Annotated in this window: 26 protein-coding genes; 8 read left to right on the top strand and 18 right to left on the bottom strand. The window is 40.4% G+C overall.

The features are described 5' to 3' along the window. Positions 1–9 precede the first annotated feature (9 nt). Both H6F42_RS07030 and H6F42_RS07025 read right to left on the bottom strand, forming a co-directional pair. Positions 10–1,170, bottom strand: coding sequence for a LysM domain-containing protein (locus H6F42_RS07030; RefSeq protein ID WP_190398648.1), 1,161 nt, complete (start codon positions 1,168–1,170; stop codon positions 10–12). Between the two features lie 117 nt (positions 1,171–1,287). After that, positions 1,288–2,094, bottom strand: a complete 807-nt coding sequence (locus H6F42_RS07025; RefSeq protein WP_190398647.1) for a pentapeptide repeat-containing protein — start codon at positions 2,092–2,094, stop codon at positions 1,288–1,290. Positions 2,095–2,297: 203 nt separating this feature from the next. On the opposite strand from H6F42_RS07025, the gene H6F42_RS07020 reads away from it, so the two are divergent. Then, positions 2,298–3,254 carry an ABC transporter ATP-binding protein gene (locus H6F42_RS07020; protein ID WP_190398646.1) on the top strand — a complete coding sequence of 319 codons (957 nt, stop codon included), beginning with the start codon at positions 2,298–2,300 and terminating at the stop codon, positions 3,252–3,254. Between the two features lie 85 nt (positions 3,255–3,339). On the opposite strand, the gene H6F42_RS07015 is transcribed toward H6F42_RS07020, so the two are convergent. Then, entirely contained in the window at positions 3,340–5,934 is a 2,595-nt protein-coding gene (locus tag H6F42_RS07015; RefSeq protein WP_190398645.1) for an EAL domain-containing protein, read from the bottom strand. Beyond that, positions 5,935–6,660, bottom strand: a complete 726-nt coding sequence (locus tag H6F42_RS07010) for a DUF928 domain-containing protein (protein ID WP_190398644.1) — start codon at positions 6,658–6,660, stop codon at positions 5,935–5,937. 399 nt (positions 6,661–7,059) lie between these two features. Between H6F42_RS07010 and H6F42_RS07005 the strand changes: the two genes are divergently transcribed. Next, positions 7,060–9,477: a CHAT domain-containing protein gene (locus tag H6F42_RS07005; protein WP_190398643.1), complete on the top strand. Its 2,418-nt coding sequence runs from the start codon at positions 7,060–7,062 to the stop codon at positions 9,475–9,477. Positions 9,478–9,513: 36 nt separating this feature from the next. Here the strand turns inward: H6F42_RS07005 and H6F42_RS07000 are convergent, their stop codons facing one another. From H6F42_RS07000 to H6F42_RS06990, 3 genes are all read right to left on the bottom strand, one after another. Further along, positions 9,514–9,777 carry a hypothetical protein gene (locus tag H6F42_RS07000; protein ID WP_190398642.1) on the bottom strand — a complete coding sequence of 88 codons (264 nt, stop codon included), beginning with the start codon at positions 9,775–9,777 and terminating at the stop codon, positions 9,514–9,516. Between the two features lie 115 nt (positions 9,778–9,892). Then, a complete protein-coding gene (locus H6F42_RS06995; RefSeq protein WP_190398641.1) occupies positions 9,893–11,179 on the bottom strand; it encodes an MltA domain-containing protein in 1,287 nt (428 codons plus the stop codon). 202 nt (positions 11,180–11,381) lie between these two features. After that, positions 11,382–12,119, bottom strand: a complete 738-nt coding sequence (locus H6F42_RS06990; RefSeq protein WP_190398640.1) for a glycosyltransferase — start codon at positions 12,117–12,119, stop codon at positions 11,382–11,384. A 275-nt stretch (positions 12,120–12,394) separates the two neighbouring features. Here H6F42_RS06990 and H6F42_RS06985 point away from each other — a divergent pair, with 275 nt between their 5' ends. The 3 genes from H6F42_RS06985 (at position 12,395) to H6F42_RS06975 (ending at position 15,686) form a co-directional block, all read left to right on the top strand. Beyond that, on the top strand, positions 12,395–13,645 hold the full coding sequence (locus H6F42_RS06985; RefSeq protein ID WP_190398639.1) for a hybrid sensor histidine kinase/response regulator: 1,251 nt from the start codon (positions 12,395–12,397) through the stop codon (positions 13,643–13,645). A 151-nt stretch (positions 13,646–13,796) separates the two neighbouring features. Next, a complete protein-coding gene (locus H6F42_RS06980) occupies positions 13,797–14,891 on the top strand; it encodes a response regulator (protein ID WP_190398638.1) in 1,095 nt (364 codons plus the stop codon). 552 nt (positions 14,892–15,443) lie between these two features. Further along, positions 15,444–15,686, top strand: coding sequence for a hypothetical protein (locus H6F42_RS06975; RefSeq protein WP_190398637.1), 243 nt, complete (start codon positions 15,444–15,446; stop codon positions 15,684–15,686). A gap of 33 nt (positions 15,687–15,719) precedes the next feature. On the opposite strand, the gene H6F42_RS06970 is transcribed toward H6F42_RS06975, so the two are convergent. From H6F42_RS06970 to H6F42_RS06950, 5 genes are all read right to left on the bottom strand, one after another. Next, the gene (locus H6F42_RS06970; protein WP_190398636.1) at positions 15,720–16,526 is read right to left on the bottom strand and encodes a PhzF family phenazine biosynthesis protein; all 807 of its coding nucleotides are present in this window, start codon (positions 16,524–16,526) and stop codon (positions 15,720–15,722) included. 257 nt (positions 16,527–16,783) lie between these two features. Next, positions 16,784–17,470: a hypothetical protein gene (locus H6F42_RS06965; protein WP_190398635.1), complete on the bottom strand. Its 687-nt coding sequence runs from the start codon at positions 17,468–17,470 to the stop codon at positions 16,784–16,786. Between the two features lie 28 nt (positions 17,471–17,498). Further along, positions 17,499–18,242 (bottom strand): hypothetical protein, encoded by a 744-nt coding sequence (locus tag H6F42_RS06960; RefSeq protein ID WP_190398634.1) that lies wholly within the window; start codon positions 18,240–18,242, stop codon positions 17,499–17,501. A 95-nt stretch (positions 18,243–18,337) separates the two neighbouring features. Further along, on the bottom strand, positions 18,338–19,720 hold the full coding sequence (locus H6F42_RS06955) for a dihydroorotase (protein ID WP_190398661.1): 1,383 nt from the start codon (positions 19,718–19,720) through the stop codon (positions 18,338–18,340). 43 nt (positions 19,721–19,763) lie between these two features. Next, entirely contained in the window at positions 19,764–19,967 is a 204-nt protein-coding gene (locus H6F42_RS06950; protein WP_190398633.1) for a hypothetical protein, read from the bottom strand. A 136-nt stretch (positions 19,968–20,103) separates the two neighbouring features. Between H6F42_RS06950 and H6F42_RS06945 the strand changes: the two genes are divergently transcribed. After that, positions 20,104–21,150, top strand: a complete 1,047-nt coding sequence (locus H6F42_RS06945; RefSeq protein ID WP_190398632.1) for a DNA cytosine methyltransferase — start codon at positions 20,104–20,106, stop codon at positions 21,148–21,150. Here the strand turns inward: H6F42_RS06945 and H6F42_RS06940 are convergent. Then, positions 21,133–22,002: a hypothetical protein gene (locus H6F42_RS06940; protein WP_190398631.1), complete on the bottom strand. Its 870-nt coding sequence runs from the start codon at positions 22,000–22,002 to the stop codon at positions 21,133–21,135. The genes H6F42_RS06945 and H6F42_RS06940 overlap by 18 nt on opposite strands. Before the next feature lie 82 nt (positions 22,003–22,084). On the opposite strand from H6F42_RS06940, the gene H6F42_RS06935 reads away from it, so the two are divergent. Then, positions 22,085–23,275 carry a DNA cytosine methyltransferase gene (locus H6F42_RS06935; RefSeq protein ID WP_190398630.1) on the top strand — a complete coding sequence of 397 codons (1,191 nt, stop codon included), beginning with the start codon at positions 22,085–22,087 and terminating at the stop codon, positions 23,273–23,275. A 19-nt stretch (positions 23,276–23,294) separates the two neighbouring features. On the opposite strand, the gene H6F42_RS06930 is transcribed toward H6F42_RS06935, so the two are convergent. Both H6F42_RS06930 and scpB read right to left on the bottom strand, forming a co-directional pair. Next, positions 23,295–23,957 (bottom strand): hypothetical protein, encoded by a 663-nt coding sequence (locus H6F42_RS06930; RefSeq protein WP_190398629.1) that lies wholly within the window; start codon positions 23,955–23,957, stop codon positions 23,295–23,297. 68 nt (positions 23,958–24,025) lie between these two features. Next, positions 24,026–24,670 (bottom strand): SMC-Scp complex subunit ScpB, encoded by a 645-nt coding sequence (gene scpB / locus H6F42_RS06925; protein WP_242018352.1) that lies wholly within the window; start codon positions 24,668–24,670, stop codon positions 24,026–24,028. Positions 24,671–24,750: 80 nt separating this feature from the next. Between scpB and H6F42_RS06920 the strand changes: the two genes are divergently transcribed. Further along, positions 24,751–25,008 carry a chlororespiratory reduction protein 7 gene (locus tag H6F42_RS06920; RefSeq protein ID WP_190398628.1) on the top strand — a complete coding sequence of 86 codons (258 nt, stop codon included), beginning with the start codon at positions 24,751–24,753 and terminating at the stop codon, positions 25,006–25,008. 27 nt (positions 25,009–25,035) lie between these two features. Here H6F42_RS06920 and H6F42_RS06915 read toward each other — a convergent pair whose 3' ends face one another. The 3 genes from H6F42_RS06915 to H6F42_RS06905 all read right to left on the bottom strand — a co-directional run bounded on the left by H6F42_RS06915 (position 25,036) and on the right by H6F42_RS06905 (position 26,646). Next, positions 25,036–25,434, bottom strand: a complete 399-nt coding sequence (locus tag H6F42_RS06915) for a transcriptional regulator (protein WP_190398627.1) — start codon at positions 25,432–25,434, stop codon at positions 25,036–25,038. Continuing rightward, positions 25,418–25,720, bottom strand: coding sequence for a type II toxin-antitoxin system HigB family toxin (locus tag H6F42_RS06910; RefSeq protein ID WP_190398626.1), 303 nt, complete (start codon positions 25,718–25,720; stop codon positions 25,418–25,420). Before H6F42_RS06910 ends, H6F42_RS06915 begins: the two co-directional genes overlap by 17 nt. 149 nt (positions 25,721–25,869) lie before the next feature. Continuing rightward, entirely contained in the window at positions 25,870–26,646 is a 777-nt protein-coding gene (locus H6F42_RS06905) for a DevA family ABC transporter ATP-binding protein (protein WP_190398625.1), read from the bottom strand. Between the last annotated feature and the right edge of the window lie 141 nt (positions 26,647–26,787).

Here is a 26,787-nt window from a genome sequence, read left to right as displayed (position 1 = left end):
TTTTGTTTTTTAAGCCATGCGTACTTGACGATTTGAGCGAAATGAAAATCTCTGGGGAGACAAATTGCCTGTACCGATCGCTTTTCTGATCAGTTCCGCGCGATCGCGGGATTTGGTCATCGCATTTGCGCCGCCATAGGTTTCGCGGATAGTAAGGTAATTTTGAATAATGGCAGATTCTTGATCGATGGGGCTTTGGGCGATTTGGGCCGGAGTTAAGCCCGATCGCGCGATCGCCTCTGCCACACAGCCAATTACATGGCTAGGTCGATTGACATGGTGATCGAGTAGCAAAGCTGCCGCAAACTCGGAACTGAGGACTTGAGAGAGAGCATATCCCTGTAGAGATTGGGTGGGTGTAAAGTAAAAGCGATCGAGGCGAGAAATTGCGTGTAGCACCTGTATGGATTGAATGATCGCATCCATTCCCGCGATCGCAAAGCGTAAAGCCCAGATGGGTTGCCGCATCAGATTTTTATCCGCCTCAGTCACAAGGCGAATACCATTAAGCGACATCCAGCCCGTAATTCCATCAAGGGAAGACGCATCAAGCCCAAATTGTCCAAAATAATATTGAAATTCGTTGGGATAGCGTCTTTTTACATTTGTTAGAAATGCTGGTAACTCTCCCTGTTGTCCTGCGGAACCAAGCGTCCATTGGAAAATACCAAAACTCAAATATTGATTATCCCAAGTATTAATCGCGTCAAGGCTGCCTTCATTGGCGGAGGTTACCAACATCACATTAATTTCTGAAGGACTCATTTGCATTCTTTGCAATAGGCTACCGCCGTAAGTAATAAAGTCCCGCAGTTTGAAAATGCCGAAGCGATATAGTCCGAGATTTCTCGTTTTGGCAAATGGTTCTTTTTGTCCAGTATTTAATAAATTAGCGATGACATCATTACCAACAGTGGTAAAAGAAATCGCGATCTTATTGGGTGGATAAACACCCTGCAACGTATTTCTGACCATCGCCACTTCAGGATTTTTGGCGATCGGCGGAGTCTCTACGTTATCGGGAATGAGAAGTCTCTGACCAATTTGTAAGCTGGAGGGATTGCTAATATTATTAACCCTTGCAATTTCTCTCCAATCTCCATTTGCTCCTAAAAAACGGCGAGCAATATTGGATAGGGTGTCTCCAGATTTAACAATATATTCCTGCATAATCCCTTGCCAGTAAATAGTCAATGATGCATGACTTTATCACGCTTTACCTCTCGCTGCTTTCTAGTAAGCTGTGACACACGCATAGCTTACTAGAAAGCTTTTAGGGTTTTATTTTTAATGTGAGTTCAAAAATTTTTCCCACTCATGATCTTGAAATTCACCCGTAGGCGGATAGCGTTGTTGCTGTTGTAAATACAAATAAGTACATTGAGATTTTGTAAATCGATTATAGGAATCCATTACCCATCCTTCGATACAGATTCCTGTCATTAGAGCAAAAGAGAAATCTGTATTCCCAATTAGCGCATGACTAAAATTTGCCTCATTTAAGTTCGCCTTTTTAAAAGAGGTTCCTGTTTTACTTTTAATTGACTCAATCAACCATGTAAAGACTTTAAAAGTCACGATCGCCGAAATGCTCATGGGAATTAAAAAAAGAAAGGCCCCAGAAAAGCTAATGACAGCAAAGCTTATTGTAAGAAATAGCATGAGAAAAAAAAGCAAGCAAATACTGGCTTCCCCCAAAAGGTCGGAAGTTTTGGGAAAAGCCTCTAAAATATGTTTTTGAAAGAAATATAGAACAAACAGCAGCAGAGTGGAAAAAATACTACTGATTTTTCTGTAGGTTTCTCCAAGCCAAACAAATAGCTGATTGTCAACCGTTACGACTACAAAGGTGATTATGGTAATGACGCTGATCATGGCGATCATGCCCATAACTATAGAGAAAATAGCTTTATTCAATTTTTGAGGAGTTTGTCCAGTAATCACGCGCTCAAAATTCGCCCCAGTTAAAATTGCTTTGGTAAAATCACAGCCGCGCAAGTCGGAACCACTGAAGTCTATTCTTGACAAATCTTGTCCGACAAAAGATTGATTTTGCAAGTCTTGACCTTTGTAATCGTAGGATTGGTTGCTCATAGTTAGTACTCATTAGGATAAGTAGAAATAAGAGGCGCAAATCTTCGTTTACCTCATTCCTTTCTACTGAATAATTAGGCTTACACTATTCACTGCGAAGGGAGGAGCGATCTCTTTCACTGCTATATAAATAAATTTATGTGGGATATCTTCACATTTTTTTATGTGAAGGTTAACATTACTATAACTTTTATGGCAATCTCATGGCAGCAGTACCAACGGTTCGCACTCACCGATTGACTAAACAGTTTGACAATCACGTGGCGGTTAATCATATTGATTTGCTGATCGATCGCGGCGAGGTTTATGGTCTTATTGGACCGAATGGTGCAGGAAAAACTACCTTAATTCGGATGTTGGCGGCCGCCGAAGAGCCTACGGCAGGAGAAATTTATATTAATGGGGCGCGATTTTTACGAGGTCAAAACAACCCTGAACTGAAGCGCCAGTTAGGATACCTACCAGATGATTTTCCCTTGTATGATGACCTGACCGTATGGGAATATCTCGATTATTTTGCGCGTTTATATTTTCTGCGTGAACCGCAGCGATCGCAAAGATTGGATGAAGTAATTGAACTAGTGGAATTGGAGCAGAAAAAGAATGAGGCGATCGCCACTCTATCGCGAGGGATGAAACAGCGTCTTAGTTTAGCCAGAAGTATCATTCATAATCCCACTTTGCTCTTGCTAGATGAGCCAGTATCAGGACTCGATCCCTTAGCACGGGTACAGGTTCGCAATATTATTAAATCCCTGCAACAGCAGGGAATGACGATTCTCATTTCATCGCATATCTTAAGTGACTTAGCCGAAATCTGCACTTCCATTGGTATTATGGAACTTGGTACATTGGTGGAGAGTTCGCGATTACAAGAGCTTTACGATCGCAGCAGTCAAGATCGGCAGCAGTTGCTTATTTCCACCTTAGGCAATATGGAAGACTTGCGATTAGCTTTAAAGCGATCACCCCTAATTCAGGAAGTAGAATTACTATCTGGAACTAATAGTATTCGCGTTCAATTTGGCGGTAGTATCGAAGAATGTGCCGATCTGCTGAAATCTTTAATTGAATCAGGGATTCCCATTTCTAATTTCCATCGAACTCAAGAGACTTTAGAAAATATCTTCTTGAAGTTAGGCTATAAACAAACAAGCTGATATCAAATGAAGAAATGGCTTCGCCATTTCTTCATTTAAAAAAGAGAGAGTCAAAGCAAAGCTTTGACTCTCTCTTAGGAGATTTTTAGGCGATCGCCTTTATGCTATTGACAATCGCTTGCTCTGCGTCATTAGCGGGAAGTGGGCGCGAGAATAAATAGCCCTGCCCATATTCACAACCTAACTTTTTCAAAATTTCTACCTGTTGCCGAGTTTCTACACCCTCCGCAACTACACTCATCTTTAAGGTATGAGCCAGCATGGTGATCGTCCGCACGATTTCAATATTCTCGCCGCCATCACTCATTTGACTAACAAAAGCGCGATCGATCTTGAGAATATTAATCGGAAAGCGATGTAAATAACTGAGAGAAGAATAGCCCTGACCAAAATCATCAATACTTAGTTGAATATTTCTGGCTCTTAATTGGGCGAGCTTATTGATAGTCTGCTCACCTTGATCCATTAAGGTACTTTCAGTAATTTCCAGCCGAATTGAGCTACCTTTAACCCCAGTGGCGACAAGGATGGCATCTAGTTTTTCGAGAAGATCTGGTTCGCGAATTTGATGGCTAGCCAAATTTATACTCATTTTTAAATCGGCGGCTTCAGGAAATTTTGTCAGCCAAGCTTGAAGTTGTTGACAAGCCTCCTGCAACACCCAATCTCCTACCGCTACGATTAAGCCCGTATCTTCGGCAAGGGGAATAAACTCGATGGGCGAAATGAAGCCTCTTTTAGGATTTTTCCAGCGAATTAAAGCTTCAAATCCCGATAACTGACTGGTTTCTAGCGAAACAATGGGCTGATAGTAAAGCTCAAACTCTTGATGTTGGAGAGCATAGTGCAGTTCGCTTTCGAGTTGGGTCAGCCTGAGAGTTTGCTCATACATTTCTTGATCAAAAAGCGTATAACGTCCCTTGCCCAAAGCCTTAGCTCGATACATGGCAATGTCAGCATCTCTAAGCAGATCGACGCAGTTATCATAGGCGGGTGTACTAATGACAATCCCAATACTGGCACTAGGGAAAATTGCTTCTCCTTGAATAATCACAGGAGAGAGAAATTTATTGAGAATGCGATCGGCTACCACTATAGATTCGCCCGCATCTTGAATATCATCAATGAGAATCGTAAATTCATCGCCGCCTAATCTCGCTACTGTGTCAATGGAGCGAAGACATCCTTGCAAAATTTGGGCGATCGCCTTTAAAAATAAATCACCGACATTATGCCCTAAGCTATCGTTGACCATTTTGAAGCGATCTAGATCGATAAAAAAGATCGCAAACATATATTCTGGATGCCGCTTACTATATTTGATCGCATGTTCAACCCGATCCATAAAAAGATTGCGGTTCGGCAAACCTGTGAGGGCATCGTGCGAAGCATCATGGGCTAGTAGCTCAATAGAATCAGATAAGGCGGCGTTTAACTCACGCAGACGCGACACATAAATGTAACTTTGCATCACCAACATCGAGCCGATGTAGGCAAATAAACAGGGTGCAACAGGTATCCACCAACCTCCAGTAAATGCTAAGTAAGTGCCACCCAATAAGCAACCAGTCAGGGTTAATACGGCTCCTGCCATCACAACTAAGCGTTTTGAAGAAAAAATCCAAATAACTGCTGCCCCACCTAGCGCCCAACTCGCAATCCATATTTCTTCCCACCCATCTGACCACACCTTAAATAGAGGACGATTATCTAAAACCGCACCGAGAACCATTTTAATAATATTTGCCTGAAACTCTACGCCTGAAATTTGAGCTGGCGAAGTGATGAAATTACTGCTGTAGGGGGTATAAAAAACGTCATTAAGGCTAGGGGCTTGAGCGCCAATTAGGACAATGCGATCGCGCATCAGCTTGGGATCAATGCGATCTTCAAGAAGTTGCTCAAGGGAAATATATTGAATTTTTTGTGATGAGCCGTGGTAGTTCATCATGACCTGATAACCACCCGCATCGGCGCGGATATAGCCGCCATCATTCTTCTCTAAGGGCTTAAAAATTGTTTGATCAAGTTGTAAGTAACCTCCGTCCTTAGAAGATGTTGCCTCGATGCCCTGATCTTTAAGATAGTAAAGTGCCATCGCCAGTCCAAGGCTAGGCAATCCTTCGTTACCATCGGGCATGGGGTAGAGCAAGGCTCGTCTTAATCTGCCATCGGGATCAACGATCACATCATTTGCGGACACCTGACCTAAAGCTTTTAGGGTTGGCGGCGGCGCAATTACGGCGTTAGCGCGATCGCCAATACTCTTTTCGATGCCGATGAGATTAGGGGTAGTTTTAAAGATTTTTTCTAACTCTTCCGAGCCTTCCCCCACGGAAATATCTCGATAGAGATCTAAACCAATCACCTTTGGTTTTTGGTCACGAATTTTACGCAAAATATTAGCTAATACACGATCTGATGCTGGCCACTTCCCCAAATAGCGAATATCAGATTCTTGAATACCAACAATAATAATTCTTTCGTCAACTGGCTCCGATGGACGAATCTGGATAAATAAGTCAAAGGCTGCCCACTCACTAGGCTGTAGCCACCCTAACCAACGCAAGCCAAAAATTAAAAGGTAAATGCTACTACTAGAGAGTAAAAAACCTCCCCATTGTTGGAGATTGCGCGGTAATTTTTCCCAACTAGTCTTTAAATTTTTGATAGAGAGCATTTAGAGGAGTTTAAGGTCACTTGCTTCCTTAATTCCGACTTGTTGCAGTAAATCCTGCAAAAGGTTGGACGCTAAGGCAATTTCAGAACTGTTAGATTTTGGTTCTGCTATCGAGGCAATCGCATCGTACCAAATTCCCGCTCTAATGTATGCAAGCGCTTTGTCGTAAGCTGACTTTTTAGATAGGATATCTTTATGTAAATTTAAGGATAAATCCTTTCTTTGAATCCATGCACGAGCATAAATGCTTTGAGAGGGTCTTTCAGGGTTACAAACTAGAGATACTGTCCAGCGATATTCTTTGCCGATTTCCAGCCCTGATGTATCTTGGGGCAATTTAAATTGTAACAATCCCGCGTTTTTAACCGCTAGACGCTTAACTAAGATAGGCTGAGCAACACCTTCTTCGACTAGGGCAATCTCCATGGGCATAGATGGCACGGTGGAGACATACCAAGAAAATGTAGGGTGAGAATCGGCTGTAAAAGCCGTATGATCCTGCGGGACGAGAAGTTGCAAGGAAACTGGCTGGTTATTAACACATCCGCGTGAGCCACCGCCTTGGGTTCTCTGAGGCTTAGGTCGGTCAGAGGGTGTATAGGTATTGGTTTGAGAACGAGTCTGACTAGTAGCTAAAGATTCTGCTGCCTGATTGCAAAACAATACTATGCCCCCCATCAAGGCGATAGAAGCGTTCAGAATACTTTTGTAAGATTGTGGAAACATAGTAATTCTGTGTCTTACAGTTACCATAAGAGTATACCCGAATCTCTAAAAAAAACAGCCAATAAGCTTATCTTCCTATAACTTTTTATTTCTGCATTTATGTAATATTTTTAGTTAAATAATGAGCATTTTTAATGTGTTTTCTCAAGCTGTATAAATAAAGTTGATAAACAATATAAATCAGTGTAAATCTTTACCTTTTTTAATCTTAAAAATTCTTCAGTTGATTTTTCTGCAATTAGGTTAGTAAATACCTTGAACTGCTTTTATTCTCAAAAAATTATCGTTGCAGCCACCTTGTTGTCTAATTTACTTGCTCTTACTAGTGCTAGTGAAGTATTAGGAAATGGTAATCATCCCTCACTGATCAAAAGAAGGATTTTCGATAATAGTGTATCGATGACTACGATAATATCCACTCACGATTCTCTTCTCAAAATAGGGCAAGAAAACTTAAATCAGGGCAATGAATATGAGGCGTTAATTAAACAATGGCTAAAAACGCTGAATTTGACGAATAAATTGGATGAAAAAGCTTTGATTTATAGCAATATCGGTATTGCTTATCGAAAAATGGGGCGAGTATCGGAAGCGATCGCCCAGTGGCAACAGGCAATATTAATTTATCAATCCCAAAATCAAAATTCTGAAAATAAGGAGCGTCTGGCACGATTATTGATCGACCAAGCTCAAGCCTATAGTGCTTTGGGACAGCAACAGCAGGCGATTGTTTTATTACAAAAAGTATTAGGGTTTGGAGAGGGGGAAATCCTGCAATTAGCACAGGGAAGTTTAGGCAATGCCCATCTCGCTTTGGGGGAATATCAACAGGCGATCGCCGCCTACCAAGAAAGCATTCGCTTAACGCGGAATCCGCACATTCTGGCTTCAGGCTGGATGAATCTTGGTAATGCTTTTGCTCGGTCGGTTGAGCGTTATCAAGGACAAATCGAAATAGAATCAGAAGAAGCAAATGCTACAGAAGTGACAAGATTAAAAAAGTTGCGAGATCGGGATCTTGCTGAGGCTTATATTGCCTATCAAAAAAGTTTATCGTTTAACGATGCGGCTTTGCTTCAAGCTCAAGCATTGCTGAATTTAGGACGTTTGGAACAGGCGCACTATTTACCAAATCATTTTTTTGAACCTAAAGAACTCATTGAACATCTAGAAAAAGAACATCTAGAAAAGGCTACAAAATTATTAGCGATCGCGCCAGATTCGCCTACTAAAGTCTATGCACTGATCGATTTAGCATCTCTTTATTCCCCTAATAAAATTTCTGTGCAAATTCAAGTGCTTCATCAAGCGCTGAGCATCGCTCAAAGTATTGGTGACAGGCGAGGTGAGTCTTTTGTCATGGGGGCGATCGGTAAAGTCTATGAAATGAATGGGAATTTGAATGATGCTTTGAAATATACCAATCAGGCTCAATGGTTAGCTCAAGCTTATAACTCGGCGGATAGTCTTTATCTTTGGCAATGGCAAATAGCGAGAATCCTCAAGGCAAAGGGCGATCGCTTGAAATCCATCGAGTCCTATCGACAGGCGATCGCTACGCTCCAAAGTATTCGTAGTGATATTGTGGCGGCGGATCGGAACTTTCAATTTGATGTGCGCGATCGCGTAGAGCCAGTTTATCGTGAGTTAATTGAGCTTTTATTGTCCGAAAATAACTCGCAATTAAATCCTGAAAAGCAAAAAGCCTTTCTTGAGGAAGCTTTGCAAGTTGCGGATTTGTTGCGTTTAGCGGAGTTGCAAAACTTTTTTGGTGATGAATGCTTACAAAACAAAGGGAGTAGCCGTAAACAACAAGAACAGTCAAAACAGAAGATTGCGCTTATCAATTCGATTACCTTAGATAAACAGACCTATATGGTGATGAGACTGCCTGATGGTTTTCTCAAAAGCTATGTAGTGCCGCTATCTAGGGCGGAGTTAAATACCAAAATCAAGTATTTGCGTTTCACTTTAGAAAACGTTGCTACAAATGAGTATCTCAATCCTACTAGAGAAATTTATGATTTATTAATTCGTCCTTTTGAACAGGATTTACAGCGATCGCCTGTCGAGCTTTTAGCCTTTGTGAATGATGATATTCTGCGAAGTATCCCCATCGCTGCTTTGTATGATGGCAAGCAGTTTCTGATTCAAAAATATCCCATTGTTTATCTTGTAGAATCCAAGTTAACGGAAAATCTTACTCAAACTGCCTCTAAGTTAAACTTACTAGCTTTTGGGCTAAGTGAGGCGATCGCGCCCTTTGCGGCTTTGCCTAAAGTTTTAGAAGAACTCCATGAAGTGGAGACCATTTGGAAAAGTAAGTCTGGTGAGAAGATATCTAAAATCTTTTTAAATCAGGATTTTACGTTTGAGACATTGCGTACTCAAATTAAATCTGGTTATGAAGTGGTGCATCTTGCCACCCATGCGAAATTTGGCGCTACGCCCGAAGCTACTTATCTACAGGCTTTCGATCGCAAAATTAATCTCGAACAATTAGAAGCAATTTTGCGATCGAGCCGAACCCAAATCGAACTATTAATTCTTAGTGCTTGTCAAACCGCGACAGGTAGCAATCGCGCCACTCTGGGACTAGCGGGTGTTGCACTGCGATCGGGAGTTAACAATGTTTTAGCGACTCTCTGGGCAGTAGACGATACGGATGTGGTTCCCTTAGTTAAAGATTTTTATAATGAGTGGCAAATTAATGGATTAACTAAGGCTCAAGCCTTACAAAAGGCTCAGATTAAGGGAATTACTCAAAATAATTTACATCCCGCTAGTTGGTCAGCCTTTATTTTGGTAGCAAATTAAAATAGAAGATTGGCGCAAAGCGCCAATCTTCTATTCTTAAGCTTTATGACGATTAATCTCCTGTTGGAGCCATTCTTCGACGGGCTGTCCATCTTTGCGAAGGAGTTCTATCTCTACTGTTACCGAAGATGAAGAACCAACGGGAGCCATTTTTTGATGGAAACGAATCACATAATCTTTGGGATTATAATTACGCTCTCTGAGCCAATCTTGGACTTTGACTTCGGCAAAAAGAGATTGTCCTTGCTCAAACATCTTCGATACTTGCATTCGGATCGTAAATGGATTAACTTGTGGCATATTGTTTTTTGATGATTTTTAAAATTTAGATGACAATAACAAACCAAAACCCGCAAAGTTGCGCCCCTACGGGTTTTAGTTTGTTATTTTGCATAAGCACTTACAGTCCAAATTTCTATTTTTTTAATACAAGATAATATAACTGACCATCGCCTTTGATTAGCCCAGCGCGTTGCTTAGCCCGATCGCCTGTTCCCATGAAAATATCCACACGCCCAGCCCCACGAATTGCGCCGCCTGTATCTTGATCGAGGACAAAGCGTTGAATCTGACGTAATTCTAATTTGCCAGTTTGGGGATTTTCAAAGGGTACTTCGGTTTTAATTAGTGCAAGTCCGCCAGAGGGAAATATTTTTTTGTCGGTAGCGATCGATCGCTCTGCGCTCACCGCTTGACCTAAGCTCCCCGTTGCTGGTTTGCCATTGGTTTCGCGAAAAAATACAAAACTAGGATTGCGATTGAGGTAAGTAACTAAGTCTTGAGGATTTTTTTGGAAATACTCAATCAAGGTTTGGAGGGTGACATCTTCCAGACGCATTTTGCCATCTCGAACCAACTCGGCTCCGACAGAGCGATAGGGCTGATCGGTTTTACCTGCATAACCAACGGTCAATAACTTGCCGTCGGGCAGTTCTAGTCTGGCTGAACCTTGGACATGGACAAGAAAAGCTTGAAAGCGATCGCTAAGCCATGCAACCTCTAGCCCTGCCAATTGCTTACTACCTTCGAGCATCGCACGGGTGGGATGGGGCGATCGCCATTCTCCAAAATCCGCAGGTAAGCGATAAAGCGGATATTTAAATTCTTCGGTTTTGGTTCGGCTAGCTTTATAAACTGCTTCGTAGTAGCCCGTAAATTGCACGGAGCCTGAGCCATCGCGCCCTACCGATTGATAGAGATCAAATTCTCGGCTGACCGCTTGTTGTAAGTCTTTGGCTGTGCGAGATACTTGCACAAGGCGGCGAAATCGGACTAGACTGCGCTCTACCAAATCGCGACTAATTCCCGCTACGGGATAACGCCGCTCGGCACTGGGAGTACGAATATATTGCAGGCTATTGTCGATCGCTTGCAAAAGATTTAGGCGATCGCTCTCTAATAAATCATCGGTAAGATCGAGGGTGAGGGGATTAACGGCGCGGGGCGTGAGGGGAAGCACAGCCTGAGCCATTTTAAATTCCGCCGCTTCCGCAGGCATTTGAAAATCTGTCTGCATATAGCAAGGTGGTACGGCACAAATTAAGCCGACACAGGTGGCAAATATTACGTCCCCACTCCGATGCAAGAGTGATTGCCATGAGACGGATGGCTGTCTCCCCGCTTTTTGAGCCGATTTTTGATATTGTGGCGATCGGGGTAATCGGCTATAGCTGTGAATACGATTATGTTTAGAGCCTATCACTCTTAAAAACTCCTCAATTAAAACTGTTATCTGTATAGCAATTAACTTTGGTAATCAACTGCCAAGTTTACAGGCTTTTGCTTGCTTTAGGGACAAGCGATGATTGTTTAAACCAAGAGAAATTTTGAAAGCGTTGCGAAGCAACGCTTTCAAAATTTCTCTTGATCGGCAATTGCTGTAAAAGTCCTGCGAAGCATTATTTTTAATATTTGACGTTAATGCTAGCTTTTTGTTCGTACAGGCGATTGAGCCATTGGGGATCAATTTTGAAGTGATAGCAAATTTTTAATAGCTGATTCAGGAGAGCATGGCGATAGATCCCCCGTTGATGAAATCTTCGTGCCGAAGTAATGACCTTACCCTCGACTAAAACTGGTCTTGCTAATTTGCAAAGGCGATCGCTTAACACCGTATCTTCAAAAATATCTAAGTCAGGCAGATAACCAATTTCATCCAAAATTCGGCGCTCCATAAAAGGACAATGATCTAAATAGACAATTCCTTTACCTTTTACCCGTACATTGTCCGAATACCAAGAAGTAAAGCGCAATAACCAATGGTCAAAATCAAAACTATGCTGAAATGCGCCCCAGTAATTCCCCTGCATGATTTCTGGGGCGATCGCCTGCTCGACTATTTGTAAAGCAAGCTTTTCAGGCAACAGGCTAGCGGGATGATGTAATAAAATAATTTCCCCGATGCTGTGAGCAAGACCGTCATTGAGCCTCTGAGCGCGATTTTTGGCGGGCGATCGTACAATTTTTACTTCCGTAAATTTGCTTGCATATTCCACTAAAAGGGTTTCCGTACCGTCATGACTTGGACTTAGTACGGCAATAATTTCTTTGTCACCCTTTTGCTGAACTAAATTAGTGAGAATTCGTTCTAAATAGCCATGTCGAATTTCATTGAGACAGGGAAGAATAATCGAAAACCGCATAGATTATGACTAAATTTAATGATCCCCAAAGACGATCGCCAAAAAGCTGATATCAGCAATTTGTACTATCTGTAGTTGACGCTAAGTGTATCAGGATATATAAAGTCAAAATGGACTTTTAACCCAAGTTACTACAACTTTATTTTGGGTTTATGTTTTGAGAGAGTACTTCGTCTAGGATTTACGCTCTCCAAGTATTTAGGATGGCTACAGGGGAGATTCATATAAAGCTGAATAGAGGTTATCATGTTAGAAAATTCTAAAACTATCTTCCTATGACCGAGCAAAACTTATATCAAGCTAAAGAAGAGAAATTAGCCAACAATGCGTCTGTTTTGATAGTTGATGACACTATATATAATATTCAGCTTTTATCACTAATGCTTGTCAAACAAGGATATCAAGTTGAGCAAGCCAATAATGGAACTGAAGCATTAGATAAAGTGCATCAAAAATTACCAGATATAATCCTGCTTGATATTAGAATGCCCGACATTAATGGTTATGAAGTTTGCAAAATATTAAAAGCTAATCCCGTAACTCAAGATATTCCAATTATTTTTATTAGCTCAGTGGAAGAGCCTTCGGAGAAAGTAGAAGCCTTTTCTGTAGGCGGTGTTGATTATATTAGTAAACCATTTCAGCTAATTGAAGTATTAGCTAGGATAGAAACCCACTTGCGATTATGTTCTTTACAAAAAATGCTTCAAGAACAAAATGAACAATTGCAGTTATCCGCATCTTTATTATCGCGATCGCTAAAGCAAGAACGGGAACTCAGTCAAATGAAATCTAATTTTATATCGGTTGTTTCCCATGAGTTTCGTACACCTCTAACTACTATTCAAAGTGCCTCGGAGCTATTAGAATACTATGAATGGACTAAGGAAGAGCAAGTAGAGCAACTACATCAGATTCAATCTGAGGTTAAGCACATGACAGCTTTAATGGAAGATGTCTTATTTTTAAGTAGGGCTAACGCCAATAAATCAAAGATTAATTTAACAGAGTTTGATATTTTAGTTTTTTGCACTCAACTATTACGGCAAATGCAAAGAACTTTTGGACAAAAATATGATTTACATTCATATTTATATAATCAAGTAAATAACACATCAATTGATGACTTTCATCTCCAGATTGATTTGCCACCTATGTTGGTAAAAATGGATGAAAAATTATTACGGCAAATACTAACAAATTTAATCACTAATGCGATCAAATATTCCCCAGAAAACACTAAAGTTGATTTTAAAATTACTATCAATAAAGAAAATATAACCTTTATAATTAGTGATCACGGTATAGGAATACCTGAAGAAGATTTAGGACATTTATTCAGTGCATTTCATCGAGGTAAAAATGTGGGAATTTTACCTGGGACTGGTTTGGGCTTATCAATTGTCAAAAACTGCGTTGATATTCATAAAGGATTTATATCAGTAAGTAGTCATTTAGAGGTGGGGACAGAATTCACTGTTGTTCTACCAATTTTGAAGGAGTTACAACTTAATGAATCACCTTAGATGCTTTGTATTAATGTTTGATTGATTTCAAAAATATTTTTGAAATACTAATGCTTGGTAAGCCTCTATTCAGCATTTTGTACCTTGTTAATCAGTATAATATTTAATAAAGTTAATTCCATTTAGCTTAAAAGCAGTAGTAAAAGTTGCCATGAAAAAAATTCTCCTCATCGAAGATAATCCTAATGTTTTACTTAACACCAGCAGAATGCTACAGGCTGAAGGTTATGTGGTAATAACAGCTACTAATGGGCGCGATGGACTAGAAATTGCTCAGCAAACTATTCCCAGCTTGATTATTAGTGACATTATGATGCCTGAAATCGATGGATATGGAGTAATTACAGCGCTACGCAGCAACCCTGCTACTACGGCTATCCCTTTTATATTTCTTAGTGCTAAATCAGACAAAATAGATTTTCGTCAAGGAATGGAGCTAGGCTCTGATGACTATTTGACCAAACCATTTACCCGAGATGAATTACTAGGTGCAATCAAAGCCCAGTTTAAAAAACAAGAAATAATCAATAATTATTATCGCCAAGAGCTAGATAATTTACGCGGCAATATCTCCAAATCCTTGCCCCATCAATTGCTATTCCCTGCGATCGAGGTTATGGGATTAGCGGATATTTTAGTCAAGAATTACCACGCGATGGAAGCCCATGAGGTTCCTGATATCGGTAAGCGTATTCGTAAAGCGGGACGAGATATGCATGAAATGGTGAAAAAATTCTTGCTATACGCTGAGTTGGAGTCGATGGAAAATGTCATCGATGGCAATAGACAGTTACGCTCTAGCAAAGCTACTTTTGTGGATATTGAAATTTCTAGCTGTGCTAAAAAAATTGCCGAAAACTATAATCGTGTTTCGGATTTGCAATTAAGTATTCAGGATGCCAGTATCCAGATTTCCGATTCCTATTTAAATGTGATTGTTAAGGAAGTTATTGATAATGGCTTTAAGTTCTCTTCAGAAGGCACGGAGGTAATTGTATTAGGCACATCTGATGCTAATGAATATTGTCTCTGTGTAGTTGATCATGGTCAGGGATTTGAGCCAGAGCAGATTGCGAATTTTGGAGCCTATATAAAATTTGAGAAAAAGCTATATATTCAGCAGGGAACAGGGCTAGGCTTAGCGATCGTTAAGCGTTTAGCGGAAATTCATGGGGGCAGGATTGAGATTGAAAGTATTCCCTACGAACGAACTTCAATCAAAGTATTTTTACCAATCGTCAGTTAATACAGCGCTTTGCGCTTACCAAAGAGAAAGGCGACGCTTTGCGTCGTCTTTCTTTTTGGTGATTTTGATACAACTAGGACTTACGCAGAATTTTCTAAGACCCTCACCCCTAGCCCCTCTCCCATTAAGGGCGAGGGGAACAAGAAAATTGCTTTACTCCCCTTCTCCCGTTCTGGGAGAAGGGGCTGGGGGATGAGGGCAGTTTGGGTTTTGCGTAAGTCCTAACAACCAACGATCGCTATATAGCTGCTGCCCTTCTTGTTAGGACAAAAAACCCACGAAGCTAGTTACGGCGCAAAGCGCCGTAACTAGCTTCGTGGGTTTTGCAAGTTACCACAGCTATAAAATCAAATTTTTAAGAAATAAAGCGACGCAAAGCGACGCTTTATTTCTTTGGAACGATTTTTAGTGATTTGAGTCACTAAGATAATTCCTCATGGTCACGTATAAATGCTTAGAAGCGTCACAAATCAGTCTATATAAACATCACAGCTTAATTAGGTTAGCTAATCGATGATGGATATGTGAAGAGCGTCCTATATTTATTTAGTTATGATCATTCTTTCGTTATCTGAGATAGAACCTAGAAAATTTCTCACGCCTTGGGGGAATGAAAAAGGAATTTGTTATTTAGGAAAAACTTTTTTGCCGATCGATGTTCATGCAACCCATCAAGAGGCGATCGCCGCTTGTCGTCGAGATCTGGAGGCGGGAATGATATCAATTGTGGTGGATGAAGGCGATCGCCTATCAATATGGTGGTATTTTTCGGACGATTTATGTCACCAAACTTAAGAATAGCAAGGTAGGGCAAAGCGCCGCTTTGCCCTAATAAGACACTTGACCATACATAAAAGTCACAGCTTTACCCTTCAGCAAAACCCGTTGGTCACGATCTTCAACATCTAGCTCTCCAGTACGTGCAGATAATTGTTTCGCCTTAAGATTAGGTTTGCCAAACCGCTTTGCCCAATAGGGTGTAAGACTGCAATGCGCGGAGCCTGTGACAGGGTCTTCGGGAATACCTGCTTTGGGCGCAAAAAATCGTGAGACAAAGTCATAGGGCTGATCCACATCAGCGATCGCCGTAATAATAAATCCGAAGCCCTCTAGCTGCGCGATGAGATCATAGTTGGGCAGGAAATTCTGGACAACAGACTCCGACTCTAATACTACGGCTAGATAATCTTCACTGAGTCCCAGACAGCCATAGGGGATCTCACCGAAAATATTATTTAACACCTGTCGCGATCGCTCTGAGCAGTTGTGATAGGTTGCCGCAGGAAAGTCCATCACAATCAATTCATCTTCAAAGGTGATCTGGAGATCGCCACTTAGGGTGGAGAAAATGAGTGGTATATCGGTGGCGATCGCCGAGATTTCACGGAGATAATGAGCCATGGCAAGAGTGGCATGACCGCAAAGTGGTACTTCCTGTAATGGAGTAAACCATCGCAACTGGAAATGATTTTGGTCTAAAGGTTTGACGAATGCAGTTTCGGATAGATTGATTTCGGCGGCTATTTGCTGCATTTGGGCATCTTCAGGAAATTCTGCTATTAACGTAGTTGCCGCAGGATTACCGTGAAATACTCGATCTGTAAATGCGTCAATAATGGCGATCGCTAATTTCATATTTTTAATAATAAATACAGCGCTTTGCGCTCCCTTAAAATCCAGAGCAAGTTTGGAACAGCTTGCTTTGCAAGCTGTTCAAATTAAATAGCGCTTTGTACCACCTGTTTATTTTGGCGTTAATATACTTGACGCACTTTACAAATTCTTACCCCCTCAGTCCCGCCTTGGAAGGGGGGAAGTCTGAGTTCTCCCCCTTCTAAGGGGGAGAGGGGGTTCTAGATATTTGGTGTGTCAAGTATATGAATGCCTTTATTTTAGGGGATTGCTACCGTGGGATCGACTTTGTAGCTATTGACCACGCGATCGAAAGACTCTTTAAGTGCAGGAATTTGATCTGCGACTCCACCCGTAGTAATTAAAGAAACCTTATCGCCATTGCGACTGATAAAGCTATTGCCTTGCACTTTGGCGGTCACATTTTTGAGTGACTCATTATAGCCCCAGACAATTTGGACACTGCCATCTTTTTGTTGGATTGGCTTTTCGGCTGTAAATCCGGGTCGAGAACCAAAGGTTTGCTTGAGAAATGTTTCTAAAAGTGAAGTCAATTGTTCGGGAGTAGTCTCCGCAGGAGCCTTAAACACATCTACCGATAGCAAAGCATTCTTAGATGGGTCAAACCATAAAACAATTACCTCATTAGGCTTCTTATTTTCTTTGGGAGTCCAACCCTTGGGGACATCAATTTGAAATAGTCCCGAAGGATGTTTATAGGTTTCTAGACCGTCAATTTTGACTTTAATGATTCGAGCATCAGACTTAGAGGTAGGCTCAGTCTTAGTTGCTACGCTTTTGGCATCGGGAGACTTGGATGCAGAGGCAGCAGGGCTAGCAGGAGCTTGACTAGCAGGGGTCTCAGGGGTGCTAGGTGTGCAGCCCACTAGACTTCCTAAAACAGCGATCGCGCTAAAAGTAGCGGCTAGGGAATGGGTTTTCAGCATATTTTTATGCATATTTTAAGAAATATCACTAAGGAATGGTAAGACTAGCATTGACGGTCTGACTGTTGGATATTTTAGCGAAGGAATCTTTCAATTCTATAAATTTAGGCTCGATCGCTCCAAAAGTTAAGATCACAAATTTGTTATTTATACGCTGCAATTTGCTATTAGCGAGAAATTTAATTTTTTTGTTACCAATGGTCACTGTCGATGTCCACTCAATCACGACATTACCTGTAGCTTCAAGAACAGGCGATCGCAGTGCAAAATCCGCTTGATTGCCATACATGCCCTTAATAATTACTTCAAAAACATCACTCAGTCTGTTCTCAGGAATTTCACTCGGAGGCACAAAAATATTTGAGGAAATCGTAGCGCGTCCCGCTTTGTCGTTCCAAGTTACTAATATCTCTCCCGCCTGACTATTATCCACAAGCTTCCAGCCTTTAGGGATGCTGATTTCCATAATTCCCGAACGGTGCTTGTAAAGTTCGAGTTCACCTATTTCTAATTCTTTGGTGAGGTCAATCTCAGGGCTAGGCGTATTCGGAGCAAGGGTGGGCGAATTGCTATTACTGGGCGTATTTGTGGGCGTATTTGACGGCGTGGGAGTTGGGGAAACTTTAGTAGTATCGATCGCTGGCATAGACAAATTATTGTTACCAGAACTTGAAGCGCCATTGGAATTACTGCAAGCAGTAAACATGCTAGCCGCGATCGCTGATAAAAATAAAATCGATATCTTTCTTGATATCTGGAAAGAAGAAAACATAGTGTTGCGTAATTTTGCGTGTTAAGCAAACCCAAATAATTTAAAAGCCTTGCAATGCAAGGCTTTTAAATTTACCTTTCCATTGTGTCTTTAATCTAGCCAAACTGCAATGCTTGACCACGTACATCAGGGTTAACCTTGCCATCAGCAAAGGCAATCTGACCACCAACGATCGTAGTAACCGCCCAGCCCGTAAGCTCCCATCCCGCAAAAGAACTCCAGCCACATTTAGTTAATAGATCTTCATTTCGCACAGGTTTATAATTATGGAGATCTACTAAAACTAAGTCCGCATCCCAGCCAATCCGAATTTCTCCCTTATTGGCAATTTTGTATGCTTTGGCAACATTTGCACTCATCCACTGACTAACCTGATGTACCGAGCAACGTCCCTTAGCTGCTTGCGTCAGCATTAGTGGCAATGATGTTTCTACCCCCGGCATTCCCGACGGCACATTGGCTGGTTCTAACAAAACGGTATCCTTTGAGGACTTTTCCGAAGGGGGAGCTTGCTGATCTTCGCTAGCCGCAAAGCCTTTCTCCGCCCAAGTATGGGGTGCATGGTCAGTGGCAATAAAGTCAATTACGCCATCGAGCAGAGCTTGCCAGAGAATTTCTTGATCACGAGGCGATCTCAATGGGGGATTCATTTGGGCGAGCGAGCCAATTTTTTCATAAGCGCCAATATTCATGAATAAATGCTGCGGAGTCACCTCGGCAGTCACCCATTCAGGCTTATCTTGACGCAAAAATTCTGCTTCTTCGCCTGTGGACATATGCAAGATATGCAAACGTCTTTGATATTTCTTAGAAAGCTTAACTGCGAGTTGGGTGGCATTGAGCGCCGCTTGATTATCTTGAATAATCGAGTGCAGTGCTGGCTCTTTACTACCCGCAAATTCCTTACGGCGTTGAGCAATTCTGGCTTGATCCTCAGCATGAACAGCAATTAAGCGATCGCCCTGCGAAAAAATCCGATCTAAAACGTCCTCTTGATCTACCAGCAAAGCCCCATGCATCGATCCCATAAATATCTTGATGCCACAGGTAGGATTCGCTGTGAGTAAATCTGGCAAAATTTCGCCTGTCGCCCCAATAAAAAAGCCGTAATTTACTACACACTTACTAGCCGCCCGACTGAGCTTGTCATCTAACGCCGCTTGGGTAATCGTGAGTGGTCGCGTATTCGGCATTTCTAAAAAGCTAGTCACCCCCCCCTTCGCACAAGCATGACTCGCCGATCGCAAATCTTCTTTATGCTCTAGCCCCGGCTCCCGAAAATGTACTTGGGGATCAATTACTCCTGCTAATAAAGTTAAGCCTTTGGCTTCGATAATTTCTAAAGGTTGATCTAGATCTGCGGGATTGAGAGATGGTGCGATCGCCGCAATCTTGCCATGCTGAATATAAACATCACCCAGTAACGTTTGGCGATCGGGCAGAATAATCGTGCCTTGTCTAATTAGTATGCTCAAAATAAAATCTCTATATAAATCAAAAATATTTACTGAACTGGCTCAACTAAGCGTTGGAAGCACTACCTCTTTCATTAGCTCTTTGCAAAGGTTTATTTTTAGCCTTACTTTCAATTAATTCCCAATCCGCATTTTCTAGCACAGCATCTAATACATCAGATAGATTACACCTTTGCTCATAGGCAATGCGCCTTAAAATATCATGATGCGGTGGCAGGATATATACAGGCTTTCTCTGTGTTTGCGCCATTTGTAACTTAGCAATAAATTAATTGTTTTCATGGTATCACAGCTAAGTGTTTAATTTGACAACTGGCTAATTAGCTGATTTAATTAAACAATAAATTTTAAGAGTAAAGATCTCTCATCAAGGTATCTAAAATTTAATGAGTAAATCAGTTATAGCTCTATTCTCAGGTTGTGGAGGTCTAGATTTAGGCTTTCACCAAGCTGGTTTTAATGTCACATGGGCTAATGAGTATGACAAAGATATTTGGGAAACCTACGAAAGAAATCATGTAGATACCGTGCTAGATCGACGCGATATCCGCAAAATTGCTTCAGAAGAGATTCCTGATTGTCTCGGAATTATTGGCGGGCCACCTTGTCAAAGTTGGAGTGAAGGAGGTACACAAAGAGGGATCGAAGATGCTCGTGGTCAGTTATTTCTAGACTATATTCGGATTCTCAGAGATAAACAGCCTCGGTTCTTTTTAGCTGAAAATGTATCAGGAATGATGCATAAAAAACATCAGCAAGCTTTTGGAAATATCATTGCATCCCTTGAAGAGGCGGGATATGTAGTTTCTTTTGCTTTATTGAATGCTAAAAATTACAATGTTCCCCAAGAAAGAAAACGTGTAATTTTTATTGGCTACCATGTTGACTTAAATAAACGCTTTGATTTTAATTTAGTCCAGAAATCACTTCATATTCCTACTTTTAAAGATGCGATTTGGGATTTACGAGAATCTGCACTTCCTGCGTTGCCAACTTGCAAGACAAATGGTGAAAATTGTTTAGTTCATAATCATGAATATATGACTGGTGGATTTTCGAGCATATTTATGTCTCGCAATCGAGTACATAATTGGGATGAGCCATCATTCACAATTCAAGCGGGAGGTCGTCACGCGCCGATTCATCCCCAAGCTAATAAAATGATTTGGGTTGGTAAAGATAAATGGATGTTTGATCCTAATTCACCAAATCCTTATAGAAGATTGTCCGTTCGAGAATGCGCTAGAGTTCAGACTTTTCCTGATGATTTTAATTTTTATTATAAAAATTTAGCGCATGGATACAAGATGATAGGTAACGCTGTTCCTGTAAATCTTGGCTACGCATTAGCTAAAGCTATTAAGTTACAACTTACAGAACCAGAAAATATTATAAAAGCTCAAAACTCCAATCAACTAAGTCTTACTTTCTGAGTAGAATTGCCATTGTCTAGTTGGATTAGGTCTTAGTGGTATACGGATTTTATAATCAGCTTGTAAGGTGTCGAGAATATGATTATGATTCAGTCGATTAGGAAAGACTTCAGTAAACTTACCTAGTTTCATTAAATCCTTGATATTTGTTACGTCGGTAATCTCAGACAAAGGCTGATGTGGTTGAAACTTTGTGTATACATTTTTACCTCTATTGCTAGCCTCTGTAAAAGGATTAATGGGTCTAAAAATTACTGTGATTTTTTCACTTAGTTGTTTTACTGTTTCAAGATCAAGTGGTGACAATTTTTCTACAAGATCTTCAATAGATTTAGGTTTCTCATTAGAAACATATAGACAATTGGCTGCATTATCTTCTTCTCCAACGCCACAGATAATCTTTTTCATGTCTTCGATATTATCAAAAATATCCAAAAAGGGAATAAATGTATTACCAGTTCTCTCTCCAAAACTAATACTTACACCCACAAAAAGACTAGCATTAGACTTGTTAGCCCATTCATTAGCCCATAGGCTTGTCTTTAAAGTCAACTTATTAAATATATTGCGCCCAAATTCCTTTATGAATCTTTCATGTCCATACCAATTACCAAAATAACCTGCATTGCCAAGTTTTACAGAAATTTTGAGTGGTTTAGATTTATTAAACCTAATCAATACATCTGTTTTATTGTTTGAGCTTTTATTCCCGATTTTTGTTGATTCTATAATTATATCTGCTGGCGATATCCCCATTTTTTGCATCCATTCAGGTATATTTTGAGGTAAATGACTACCAATTTTTGCTGTTGTAGCGATCGCTTTCTCTAAATCCTGAGATGCTTTTGACATAGTAAGGTTTCCTGACGTTCTAATATCTGACAATGCTAGCGTTGTTAATTCTACTTTGATACAGTAAATACACCGTGAAATCATGAAAAAAACATTTATCGATCTATTCTCTGGCGCAGGTGGAATGTCTTGTGGTCTGGAAATGGCTGGCTGGACTTGCTTGCTAGGAATTGACCACGATCACGCCGCTATTGAAACTTTTCAGCATAATCATCCACAAGCTCAGGCGATCGCAGGTGATATTCGGGAGATATCTAATCAGCAAATTCAAGCAATAATCGAACATCAAAAAGTTGACTTAATCTGTGGCGGGCCACCTTGTCAAGGCTTTTCGACAATTGGACAAAACGATCATCTAGACGAGCGTAACTTTCTATTTCTTGAATTTCTCCGCATCGTAGAAGCCTTAGAACCTAATTACATCATTGTTGAAAATGTGACAGGACTGTTATCAAAAAAGAATGAAAATGTCTTAAAAGCAATCATTAAAAGCTTTACAGATTTAGGTTATACAATCGATGTTAGGGTTTTATCAGCACATCATTATGGTGTACCAGAAAAAAGAAGACGGACTATTTTTCTTGGCAACCGATTTGGTGTAAAAAATATTTATCCAGATAAAATATTCAAAGATTCAGCGCAGGATTATCAAGATTTGCCTTTACCTCGAACTGTTGGATGGGCTTTTGATAATTTACTAAAATCAAATACTGAAATCCTCAATCATGATATTAAGCGATCGCAAATAGCTAATGAATTAGAAAGAGAAAGAATTAGACATATCCCTGAAGGAAAAAGCGTCAGATATGAAAAAGATCAGTTAGCATATTTGCCTGAAAGCTTGTGGTTTGATGTTGATTGGTCAAGTATTCATGAAGAGCGATTTAGAGAAGCTAAATTAAATCGTTTAGATCGCTACGATTGTGCAAATACAATTAACACCAGTCGCACCACTTACTATCATCCAGTTGAAAACCGCTATTTAACGGCTAGGGAAGCAGCCGCAATTCAATCTTTTCCAGCTAATTATTTTTTCTGTGGCAGTCTAACTCAACAATGGCGACAAATTGGTAATGCCGTTCCACCTCTTCTTGCCAAGGCTCTTGGTGAGTCCATACTTATATTAGATTCAATGAAAAATAATATGGAAATAACTAACTCTATTGAAGACATTCAATCAATTAGAGCCAAAGCATTTTCTTATAAAGAAAATGCTTTTAATAAATCCAAACAACTTGACAAATCAAAATCTACTCAGCTCGTCTTATTTTGAATTTTAGAATATATCAAAATTAGATAATCGGAGGAAATACACGTCCATCTTTTTGTTCCAAATCATAACAAGACTTTTTGATTTTTTCCTTTTTATCTACTTTTAAAACTGCGTAAAATCCATACTTATATACTGGAACACTATGGATAGTTTTAGCTCTCAACCTCAACTTCATTTTACAATCAAACTGCGGTGTACCTAATGAGAGTACATCTCGTTTAAGGTGATAAAATCCGTATCCACCAATCTGAATATAGTAACAATTTTTACCCCCATAAAAATCGTACAAACTATTAATATCAATTTCTACTTTGTCTTCAAAAGCTTTTTGATCTTGCTTTTTGTGCTGCATAGTAATTTCATCTCTGGGGATAGAATATCGATTAGGAATGAAGTTTTTAGCATTAACGATATCCAAAACCCCAACAGATGTATAAAACGAAGTCACAGCATCATCAACACACCAACTCCACATCCCATCATTCCATCTCAACATTTTCTGTCCATAATCAGCCTCAAGATCGAGTTTAATTTCTAGGTTATATTCTTGGAGGCTACACAAAAATTTTATATCTGTGGAATTGCCTGCTCCAGCCCTCATTGAATTTAAAGCTAATAATCCTCTCGCCTTTAGCAGATCGAAAATATGTTGCTCATAATTATCACCCTTGTTATATCCCATGATTTCTCTCGCAATAAATTAAGGTATTGCTAGACTACATGAGATCGATAGAAAACCAGGCGATGAAACTAAATCAAGTTAGTCAGATCGTCGATTTCAAAATATTGATGAAACTTTGCCGTAACCTGCAACACCGACGATCGCCCACCATCTGCTTGCCTTTTCTTTCGCACAAATCCCTGTTCAACTAACTCCTGAACATGCTGATAAGCCCCTGCCCCACGTAACTCGATCAACTCTGACTGCACAATATTTTTTTTAAGGGCGATCGCCGCCAACGTCCGTAAAGCACCACGTCCCAAATCCACAGGAATGAGCTTATGCACTAAGTCTTCAAACTCCGATCGCAGTCTTAGCGAAAAACCGCTCTCGGTTTCGACAATTTCTAAAGCACTATCGCGATGGGCATATTCTGAGATTAAATCTATTAGCCCCATCTCTGCTTCTTCGTTCTCGCAGCCCAAAGCCTCAGCGATCGCCGCCAAATTCATCGGTTGACCCTTCAGATACAACACCGCTTCTACTTTTTGCTTGAGAAAATTGGCGATCGGTGCTTCGGGCAATTCATACATATCCATTGACAAAGACAATGGTTCATCCAACACCGCCGACTCATGCAAATCAATTTGCTCATCTTCAGTCAGAGGTTCTACATTTGCTGGCTCAGGTTCAACAGACTCGATGGGTTGTTCAAAAGGCTCTTCAATCATCATGCTAAAATTTTAACCGAGTAAAGGCAGCGTAAAGTGTTGCGTTTACTCACTTAAAAAAAGTTTATGAGCTGAAAAATAATATGCCAAGCAGCATGATGTACTACGAAGACACTTATGTAGTGCTGCCGCCCGATATGCAAGAAAAGTTTGTGACTCAGCCAGAATTAGAGGAAATTCTGCATGATTTACTTGTCGATATGCAAGATGAATTACCTCGCGATTTACAAAACCTTAAAACAATTCCTGAACAGGTACAACGCCTCATTAAGACTGTCTGTGATCTAGATTGTGGCGATCGCGGCACATGGCAATGGTATGTCGTCCGTCTTGACAAATAAGTAAAGGATGGCAAAGCCATCCTTTACTTATAAAAACAACTTGGGATCAACATGAAAAAATTTACCAAGTGCTTGTGCTTGATTTTTGCTGATTTGACGCTTACCGTTGACAACTTCTGACACAACACCACTTGAGCCAATTACATTCACTAGATCGGCTTGCTTTAAGTCATTTGCCTCCATTAGATATAAGAGAACATCAAGAGGTGAAGCATCATCCATTGGATAATGCTCATCTTCATATTTTTCAATCAATGTCAGCAGAAGTTGCAAAATTCTCTCTTCTTCGGCACTTGGGTGGGGAATTGCCAGCAATCTTTCCATATTTTGCAATGCAATTTCATTTTCAGCATCACTAGTAATTACATGAGGCTGAATCTCAGTTAGCAACTCCCCATAGGCTTTTCGATTAATAGTAAGGGTCATTTTTCCACCTACCTGAGTCATACTCAGCGTGAGTTAAAATATATTTGATATTAATAGTTTGTCTCTCATAATCAATGCTGACAATCAGACGATATTTATTACCTTTGATATTGAAAACAGTAAATCGTCCCGCCGCATCAGCAGATGCTGTACAAGACTCTTTAACATCTTGAATATTTTGCCATTTGGCAGATTTTGCTACCCGATACCAGCCTTTTAGCACACCAGCTACATCAGCATGAATTTTTCCATATTCATCAAGAGTTTTCTTTGAGTAAATCCGCATATCCTATACCTTCTAACAGTTTTTATATTCATGTCTATGACCCTTTTCATTGTTTTGTCCTTCAGACATTATACTCTCATTTTGAGAGGGTAATGTCAAGAAAAAGGAACGCTTTGCGTTCCTTTTTCTTGACATTACTATCAGCTTCTTTACAACATAAATGTACGTGCATCATTAGTTACATCTGTATTCACGACATTATCTGATTCGAGATTGCCATCTACTAAGTTGATAATGCGATCCGCCACATCAAGAATGCGATTATCGTGAGTCACCATCAAAATCGTGATGTTTTCCTCCTTCGCCATTTTTTGCATCAATGTCACTACATCGCGCCCCGATTTTTTATCTAGAGCTGCCGTTGGCTCATCGGCGAGAATTAGTTTAGGGCGATTTACCAAAGCGCGGGCGATCGCTACCCGTTGTTTCTGCCCGCCCGATAGCGCATGAGGTTTGTAGTCAACCCTTTCGGCTAGCCCCAGTTGTCCAAGAATATCGGCAGCCCGACTTGCAGGTGCAGTATTATGAAAATCATTGGGATATAAATCCGTTGACATCATCACATTCTGTCTAGCAGTCAGCGAATGAAAAAGGTTGTGAGCCTGAAAAATAAATCCAATATTTTTACGGATTTGGACGAGCTTTTTCGGATTTAAGCCCCTTAATTCTTGTCCTAAAACCTGTAAACTCCCCTCCTGAATAGTTCGTAAAGCCCCAATCAAAGTTAATAAAGTTGTTTTCCCAGAGCCAGATGGTCCCGTCAGGATCACGATCTGCCCGGGATAAACATCCAAATTAATGTCAAATAAAACCTGCTTCAGTAAATCTCCCTCACCGTAATGAAAGTTTAAATTACGAATTTGAATTGATGGCTCCCCTTGATTAGGAAGAGATATTGGGAGCGTAGCCGAGGAAGTTTCGAGCATAGTCTAATACCCTATGGACAAATGAATGACAAAATAAAAGATTTATTCAGATTATTTACGAAGCCATCAGACTATATTAGCTAGGACAGGCAAATTTAAAGCTTGTCCACAGAAATTTTTCTAAACTATTTATTCAAGGTT

The organism is Pseudanabaena sp. FACHB-1998, from assembly GCF_014696355.1.
Lineage (GTDB): Bacteria > Cyanobacteriota > Cyanobacteriia > Pseudanabaenales > Pseudanabaenaceae > Pseudanabaena.
Note: the sequence above shows the minus strand (reverse complement) of the source record. Positions and strands in the feature narration are given on the sequence as shown.